This is a genomic window from Georgenia sp. (assembly GCF_054605595.1).
The window spans coordinates 1-7064 of the sequence record NZ_JBTSDU010000143.1; the positions used below are offsets into that span (position 1 = coordinate 1).

The following is a 7064-nucleotide window of genomic DNA, read 5'->3' on the forward strand; positions in this document are numbered from 1 at the left end:
CCAACGAGCTGCTGGCCTTGGCCAGCCCCGGCGCGGACGCCATCATCCGCGACGACCTGCTGATGGCGATGGCGCTTCGCCGCGACCTCTCGTTCTACCGCGGCACCGGCGCGGAGACGCAGCCCACGGGCGTCTACCTCTGGACGAAGGCGGGCAACCACGCCAACCAGACCGGCACCACGCTGGCCGCGGTGGTGGCGGACTACCTCGGGCTCTGCCGTCTGGTCGAGGAGTCGAACATCCCGATGGACTCGGCCGCTTTCGTCATGGCGCCGCGGACCTTCTGGGGCCTGGCGAAGATGCTCGACACCCAGGGCAACTTCGTCTTCATGCCGATGCTGATGGCGGGCAACCTGTTCGGGTTCCGCTTCGGCAAGACCACGCAGATCCCCACGAACGTGGCGGGGGCGCAGTCGGAGGTCTACTTCGGCGTGCACAGCGACGTGCTGCTGGGCCGCGACGAGAGCCGCCCGCTCGAGGTGGAGATGCAGCCGAACGGCGCGTACCACAACGGCACCGCGGTGGTGGCCGGCTTCTCGAACGACACCACGCCGATCCGCATCCTCGAGTCGCACGACGTCGCGGCCCGCCACGACAACACCTTCGCGATCCTCGAGCAAGTCACGCTCAGCTAACCGAGCGGCACACCCTTCACCGCCGCGCCCAGCTGACGGGCGCGGCCCTCACCACGCAGACCCGCAGCCAGGAGAACCAGATGACCGCTCAGACCATCACCGGAATCGGCGCCGAAGTCGCCGCGAAGATCGGCCTCGTGCCGGCCGCGCGCGCCGCGGGCGCCGTCAACGGTACCGGCATCGATCGCCGGGGCTTCAACTCGTGCGTGCTGGTCGCGAAGACCGGCGCCCTCGCCGGCACGCCCACCACGCAGACGTTCGACGCGAAGCTCCAGCACAGCGACACGCTCGCCGGCGTCTACGCCGACTTCGTGCCCTCGGTGCCCCAGCCCACCCCGAGCGGCGCCGTGGCGCAGATCACCACGGCCGACACCATCAAGAAGCGGTCGATCGACCTGAAGACCGCGAAGGCCTTCATCCGCGTGGTGGGTACCACCGCCTTCACGGGCGGCACCACGCCCACCATGGAGAGCGACGCGACCCTCATCCTCGGCGGCGCCGACGTCCTGCCCACCGCGGCCGACGAGTCGTAAGCAGACCTCAAGAGGCGCGCCGTAAGCCGGGCCACCGGTGAGCGCCAGGCAGCACGACAAGCAGGACCCCGGCCGTGTGCCGCCCGGGCAAGTTTCACCATCACTCACCCATTCCCGAGACAGCCCCATGGCCCTCAAGCTCCTGCGCCTCACCAAGCACTACGGCTCCAACACCGCGGGCGAGACCTGCGGGTTCTCTCCGGAGACCGCAGCACACATCCTCAAGAGCCAGGGCGGCGAGCTCATCGGCGACTTCGACCCCGCTCGCCACATCGTGGTGCAGCGCGACGGGAAGACCGTCATCGCCGAGGCGGAGCCCGAGCTCGACGCCGCGGGCAAGCCGACCGGCAACCTGATCGAGAAGAAGACGAAGCCCGAGGCGAAGAAGTAACAGCCATCAACGGCGACAGCACCCCAGGCGCTCGATGCCTGGGCCAATTCCAGGGGACCCGTGGACTCCGACCTGACCACAGCGGCGACTGCGGCCGACGTGCTCGGCGTGAGCGCCGCTGACGCGAAGCTGCCGCGCCTCATCGGCGCCGCCTCGGAGTCGATCCGCCGCTATATCAACCGCCCCCAGCTGCACTACGCCGCCGCCTTCGTGGAGCGGCTGCCCGGCTACCTGCAGCAGGTGCGGCTCCGCCTGGGTCTCCTGCCGATTCTCTCCGTCGCCTCGGTCGTTCTGCCTGACGGCACCTCGCTCGCGGCCAACGAGTACGTGCGAGAGGACGATGACGCCGGCGTGCTCTACCGCTCGGTGGGCTGGCCCTGGACTGGGCTGGTGCGCGCAGGGGCGCTCTACGACAGCCCGGCCGTGGGCACCGAGGCGAAGACCATCGTCGTCACCTACGCCGGGGGCTGGGTGACGCCGGCGATGGCGGGCACGCGCACGCTCCCCTTCGACCTCGAGGAGGCCTGTCTGCAGGCGGTCTCCGCGATGTACCGGCGCCAGGGCATCGATCAACTGGTCGCCTCCGAGTCCCTGGGCGACTACTCGGTCTCGTTCCGCGAGGTCCCTCCGCTCGAGGGGCTGGTGCCCGCGAGCGTGCTCGCGCAGCTCTCCGGCTACCGGAGGCTCCTCGGATGAAGCTGACCGACTCCCCCGGCTGGCCTCCGTGGCTCGAGGTCACCTCAGAGAAGAAAGGCAGTGTGCTCCACCTGCGCGTGAAGCTGAGCACCTGGCGTCAGCGGCTCGGCTTCGCGGTGTGGGTCGCCTGCGATCCACAGATCCTCCGATGGTGGGAGCGACCGCTGTTCGTCCTTTGGTTCGTCCTCTTCCGGAGCTCACCGTGATCACCGCGAACCAACTCGTGGCCCATGCGGTGGGTGACTACCTCCTCCAGTCCGACTGGATGGCCCACGAGAAGGCGAAGCGTTCTGCAGCTGCAGCGGTGCACGCGCTCTCATATGGGCTCGCATTCCTGTTCCTCGACCCCTCGCCGGCGGCGCTGCTGGTGATAGTCGGCACGCACTTCCTCATTGATCGCTTCCGCATGGCGCGCTTCGTGGTGTTCGCGAAGAACTTCTTCGCCCCGCGCTCGGAGTGGCCGAAGTGGGCCGACTGTAGCGGCACCGGCTACTCGAACTCTCGGCCGCCCTGGCTGTCGGTCTGGCTGCTCATCATCGCTGACAACGTGCTGCACGTGCTCATCAATGCGCTCGCTCTGAGGTTCCTATGAGCCTGGCGCGCATCCTCACCCAGACCGCCTACGTGGCCTCGGTCACGGGCATCGACGGCCGGGGGAAGCCCGCTTACGGCGCCCCGGTGGCTCGCAAGGTGCGGGCGGAGATGCGCCGCACCATGGTGACGAAGGCGACGGGAGAGGAGGCAATCTCAACTCACCGCCTCTGGTGCGCCGAGGCAATCAACCTGACGGACCGGGTCTGGCTCCCCGGGGAGAACAGCGCGAACGCCGAGGCATCCCGCCTGCCGCTCGCAGTCGAGTCCGCCTCCGACTTCGGCGGCGTCAAGACGCTGTGGAAGGTGCAACTATGAAGGTCGTCGATGTCCTCATGGAGTTGGAAGGCGGGCCCGCACTCCTGCGCGCGCTGAGGCGCCAAGAGAAGGCCTTCCTCGACGAGCTCGCGAACGCGCTGCCTGCGGAGGGCCAGGCACTGATGAACAGCGCGAACGCCAAGGCGCCCAGGGGGAGCGGGACGCTTGCGGGCAGCTCGAGCGTGACCACCGAGGTCAATGAGTCGAAGGGCCGCGTGCGCGTGGCGGCCGCGTACCTCGACGAGAAGGCGGCCGCGGTGCACGAGGGGGTGCACTGGGGTGAGAAGGTCGAGGGGACCAAGGGCTTCAAGTGGTACGAGCGGGTGCTCAACGGCTTCGAGGCAGGCTTCGTCTCGCGCATCGGGGCGCGGCTGAAGCGCATGGTCGGTGGCGCATGAGCTCGGTCTTCCCCAGCCCCGTGGGTCCGGCCACCACCGCGAAGCGCGGCACCATGTCTGCTGCCGACAAGGCGAAGCTCGACGCCGTCACTGGCACCAACACCGGCGACGTGGCGCTGGGCGCCGTGGGCACAACGCCTGCAGCTGAGGGCGCCTCGCTCGCCGGGCAGGTGCTGACGCTGCAGCCTGCCGACGCGACGCACCCGGGAGTGCTCACCACCGGCGCGCAGACCATCGGCGGGGTGAAGACCCTCACCGCTGCTGTGCTGGCGGGAATCACGTCGATCACCGAGGCAGTGACGTCGCTCGTGCGCGCGGTCGGCGTGTCGCTGGTGCTGCGCTCGTCGCTGGGCGCGGGGGCGTCGGATAAGTGCGTGGTGGTCGGGAGCAGCGAGGTCGACGGCACGGTGAACGCGAGCGCGCAGATCTGGACCGCAGCCACAGGGATCGGCGGCACGCAGGTAGACGTGGCGTGGTTCCGCAAGGACGGCGCGCTTCGCAACGCGAGCGGCTACGTGGCGCGCGGCAAGTCGGCCACCAGCGGATTCCTCTACGTAGGTGACGACGTAGGAACCCGGATGGTCTACGGCTCGCAGACCATCACTTGCGGTACTGGGATCGCGCTCAACTCGACCGGCACTTACCTGAACGTCTACGTCGGGTCGGCCATCAGCAAGTCTTACGCTGCCGACGGTGCCACTGCCGCCGCGTTCGACGTTGACACCAACACTGCATGGTCGAACGCCGCCGCGACGCTTCAGAGGTGGCGCAACGCGGGCACCACGAAGTCCTCGATCATGAGCAACGGCGAGTTCGAGCACGCCGTGGCGGGCGCGGGCATCGTCCTTAAGTCCCCCGACGGAACCCGCTACCGCCTCACCGTCGCCAACGGTGGAACCCTCGTCATCGCAGGAGCCTGATCATGGGAATCATCGCCACCGCACGCACCGCCTTCCGCGCCGACGCGCTGCCTGAGGTGACGCTGGGGGCTGACGCTGAGGACCCGGTGCCCTGATGGCTGACCGGATCTCCTTCAGGCTGCGTGACGCGACGACGGGAGCCGCCCTCCTCGGGATGGTTCCGTCCCCGCTTCGTTACCGCCTGCGAGCGGGCGGGCGCCGAGCTGGCCGACGTGGGCAAGCACATCCTCCCCAAGTTGCTGCCCATCCTCGAAGGCGAGACGGTCAAGCAGTTCGCCGCACAGGGGGCCGGACCCCAGGCAGGCAGCTGGGCGCCACTCAGCACCTCGTACGCGCGCTGGAAGAAAGCGCACTACCCCGGCCGCCCCACTCTCGTGCGCACGGGCAAGCTGGCCGACGCGCTGGCCGACTCGGGGGCACCCGGCGCCCGCCGCGACATCTCTGGCGACTCGCTCACCTTCGGCACCACCGGCCTGCCGTACGCGAGCTTCCACCAGACCGGCACCGGCCGCATGCCCGCGCGCCCCGAGTTCGACTTCGGGCCCGACATGGAGGCGGCGATGCTGGGCGCGGTGAAGGACGGCGTGCGCGAGGCCGTGAAGGAAGCCTTCGACGGGCTGGCCGACTTCGAGGGCGACACCTTCGAGGGGCAATCCGTGCTGAGCGGCACGAAGGGCGGCCGCTACGTCGTCGGCGGCAACGGGCGGCGCACGTACCTCAAGCAAGGGCCGAACGGCGCCGTCACCAAGAGGAGCTTTGCGCGATGAGCAACGTCAACACGCCCGTCGTCGGACCGGCCACGGCCTCGCGGCGCGGCACCATGTCGGCGGCCGACAAGGCGAAGCTCGACGGCTACCCCGACACGCCCTCGACGGGTGCCGTCTCCTCCGTCACCGAAGCGAACGGCCTCACGCTCACGGCGGGTGACCTCGCTCTCGGCGCTGCTGGTGCTGCTGCTGCGGGCGCGGTCACCACGGGCGCGCAGGAGTTCGGCGGCGCGAAGACCCTCACCGGGGCGATTCTCGCCGGGGTGACGACCATCACCGAGGCAGTGACGGCGCTCGTGCGCGCGGTCGGCGTGTCGCTGGTGCTGCGCTCGTCGCTGGGCGCGGGGGCGTCGGATAAGTGCGTCGTCGTCGGGTCGAGCGAAGCTGACGGCACGGCGAACGCGGCCGCCCGGCTGCAGGAGTGGCAGACGGGGATCGGCGGGACGCCGGTCACCAAGGCGTGGATTCGAAAGCGGGGGTCGTTCGTCAACACGGATGGCCTTGGCCTCGGCATGTCGGCTGACCTCGACAACGTCGCCGCCGGGCTCAAGTACGACACGCAGGTACGACTGGGCGTCTTTTCTCTGAACGGGGCGTCCGGGATCTTCGTGAACCTCGGCAGCGGACGGGCCGGGAGCACCGGCGACTTCGACGCCGGGGCTTCGCTCAACACCGCGTCCACCGTGCAACTGAACACGGGGGGCAACGCACGCCCCGCAGCATCGGCCACCACGCGCGGAACGCTCTGGTACTCGAAGAGCGCCGCCAGCGCGGCCGACACCGTCGAGATCTGCCTGAAGAGCGCGGCCGACACCTACTCGTGGGTCGTCATCAGCACCGGGTAACGGGAGAACACCATGATCATCGCCACCGCACGCACCGCCTTCCGCCCGGACGAGGCCCCCTAAGCCATGGCCGACCGGATCTCCATCTACCTGGAAGACGACAACGGGGCTCCCCTCGTGGGGCTGCTCCCCGTGCCATCGTCTGACTGGGTGACGGAGTACCGGGTGGCCCAGGGCGGGGCAGCGCGCACGAAGCCGCTGGTCTCTGAGATTGGCGACGGCAACTACGGCTTCACGCCGACCGACGCGGACGAGGCGGCCGGCGTCATCTACCTCATCACCGCGCCAGCGGGAGCCTCGCCACGCCGCTTCTCGGGGGCCATCCACACGCCGACGAGCCCCTTCATCGGATTCCACCTCGAGGACGGGACTGGTGCACTGTGGCCGGGGCCAGGGGCGCCGACCGTCGGCAGCTGGCGCGACTTCGGGAAGAACCCCCGCACGCCGCCATCGGTGCTCACGCCTGGGGCGACCACATACCTCTTCGCGCTCATTCCTTCGACGGAAGACCTCGAGCTCGACGTCGCGTTCCGCATCGACTCGCCGGCGGGGGCCTTCCCTGAGTTCGTCTTCGGCTCGCTCGAGGCGCAGCCCTGGGTAGCCCCCAGCCCGGGCCCACTGAAGGACCCAGCCGCCGACGTCGCCGCGTTCCTCAATGGGAAGACGGCGGGCGCCACGCTCCTCACCCTGGGCGCGAACCTCTTCGTCGGGGAGATGCGCTCCATCGACCGCACGCCGGCGCCCGCGGTGTTCTGCCTGGGCACGGGCGGGCCCTCGCCTGAGCCCTACCTCGGGGGGCACCGCTCCGCGCTCTACCGGCCCATGGTGCAGGTGATGGTGCGGGGCCCGGCCGGCGACAACCAAGCGGGGGAGCAGCTCGCGCGGGAGGTCCTCGCCTGGCTCAACCTCCAGGTGGTGTCCGGGTACCTGAGCTGGTTCGCCCGCGACTCCGCGCCAGCGTACCTCAAAA

The 7064-nt window shown here is 69.6% G+C and carries 12 protein-coding genes; all 12 read left to right on the forward strand.

The features are described from left to right. Window positions 1-635, forward strand: a 635-nt coding sequence (locus tag ACYC1Z_RS13185; RefSeq protein ID WP_461409981.1) for a phage major capsid protein, incomplete at its 5' end; no start/stop codon positions are given. A gap of 80 nt (window positions 636-715) precedes the next feature. Further along, complete coding sequence (locus tag ACYC1Z_RS13190) at window positions 716-1168, forward strand: hypothetical protein (protein ID WP_461409982.1); 453 nt, start codon at window positions 716-718, stop codon at window positions 1166-1168. 127 nt (window positions 1169-1295) lie between these two features. Then, the gene (locus ACYC1Z_RS13195) at window positions 1296-1559 is read left to right on the forward strand and encodes a hypothetical protein (protein WP_461409983.1); all 264 of its coding nucleotides are present in this window, start codon (window positions 1296-1298) and stop codon (window positions 1557-1559) included. Window positions 1560-1667: 108 nt separating this feature from the next. Further along, window positions 1668-2255, forward strand: a complete 588-nt coding sequence (locus tag ACYC1Z_RS13200; protein WP_461409984.1) for a head-tail connector protein — start codon at window positions 1668-1670, stop codon at window positions 2253-2255. Then, a complete protein-coding gene (locus tag ACYC1Z_RS13205; protein ID WP_461409985.1) occupies window positions 2252-2461 on the forward strand; it encodes a hypothetical protein in 210 nt (69 codons plus the stop codon). The genes ACYC1Z_RS13200 and ACYC1Z_RS13205 overlap by 4 nt, the downstream gene beginning before the upstream one ends. After that, entirely contained in the window at window positions 2458-2847 is a 390-nt protein-coding gene (locus ACYC1Z_RS13210) for a DUF3307 domain-containing protein (RefSeq protein WP_461409986.1), read from the forward strand. The genes ACYC1Z_RS13205 and ACYC1Z_RS13210 overlap by 4 nt, the downstream gene beginning before the upstream one ends. Further along, window positions 2844-3164 (forward strand): hypothetical protein, encoded by a 321-nt coding sequence (locus ACYC1Z_RS13215; RefSeq protein WP_461409987.1) that lies wholly within the window; start codon window positions 2844-2846, stop codon window positions 3162-3164. Before ACYC1Z_RS13210 ends, ACYC1Z_RS13215 begins: the two co-directional genes overlap by 4 nt. Continuing rightward, on the forward strand, window positions 3161-3562 hold the full coding sequence (locus ACYC1Z_RS13220; protein WP_461409988.1) for a hypothetical protein: 402 nt from the start codon (window positions 3161-3163) through the stop codon (window positions 3560-3562). The genes ACYC1Z_RS13215 and ACYC1Z_RS13220 overlap by 4 nt, the downstream gene beginning before the upstream one ends. Continuing rightward, window positions 3559-4482, forward strand: a complete 924-nt coding sequence (locus ACYC1Z_RS13225; protein WP_461409989.1) for a hypothetical protein — start codon at window positions 3559-3561, stop codon at window positions 4480-4482. Before ACYC1Z_RS13220 ends, ACYC1Z_RS13225 begins: the two co-directional genes overlap by 4 nt. Window positions 4483-4694: 212 nt before the next feature. Then, window positions 4695-5249 (forward strand): phage virion morphogenesis protein, encoded by a 555-nt coding sequence (locus tag ACYC1Z_RS13230; protein WP_461409990.1) that lies wholly within the window; start codon window positions 4695-4697, stop codon window positions 5247-5249. After that, complete coding sequence (locus ACYC1Z_RS13235) at window positions 5246-6094, forward strand: hypothetical protein (protein WP_461409991.1); 849 nt, start codon at window positions 5246-5248, stop codon at window positions 6092-6094. The genes ACYC1Z_RS13230 and ACYC1Z_RS13235 overlap by 4 nt, the downstream gene beginning before the upstream one ends. Window positions 6095-6160: 66 nt before the next feature. Further along, a partial coding sequence (locus ACYC1Z_RS13240; RefSeq protein WP_461409992.1) for a hypothetical protein occupies window positions 6161-7064 on the forward strand: 904 nt, incomplete at its 3' end.

Excerpts from the sequence above, each read along its gene's own strand:
- ACYC1Z_RS13190 (WP_461409982.1), top strand. The coding sequence starts at position 716 with ATGACCGCTCAGACCATCACCGGAATCGGCGCCGAAGTCGCCGCGAAG.
- ACYC1Z_RS13195 (WP_461409983.1), top strand. The coding sequence starts at position 1,296 with ATGGCCCTCAAGCTCCTGCGCCTCACCAAGCACTACGGCTCCAACACC.
- ACYC1Z_RS13205 (WP_461409985.1), top strand. The coding sequence starts at position 2,252 with ATGAAGCTGACCGACTCCCCCGGCTGGCCTCCGTGGCTCGAGGTCACC.
- ACYC1Z_RS13215 (WP_461409987.1), top strand. The coding sequence starts at position 2,844 with ATGAGCCTGGCGCGCATCCTCACCCAGACCGCCTACGTGGCCTCGGTC.
- ACYC1Z_RS13220 (WP_461409988.1), top strand. The coding sequence starts at position 3,161 with ATGAAGGTCGTCGATGTCCTCATGGAGTTGGAAGGCGGGCCCGCACTC.
- ACYC1Z_RS13225 (WP_461409989.1), top strand. The coding sequence starts at position 3,559 with ATGAGCTCGGTCTTCCCCAGCCCCGTGGGTCCGGCCACCACCGCGAAG.
- ACYC1Z_RS13235 (WP_461409991.1), top strand. The coding sequence starts at position 5,246 with ATGAGCAACGTCAACACGCCCGTCGTCGGACCGGCCACGGCCTCGCGG.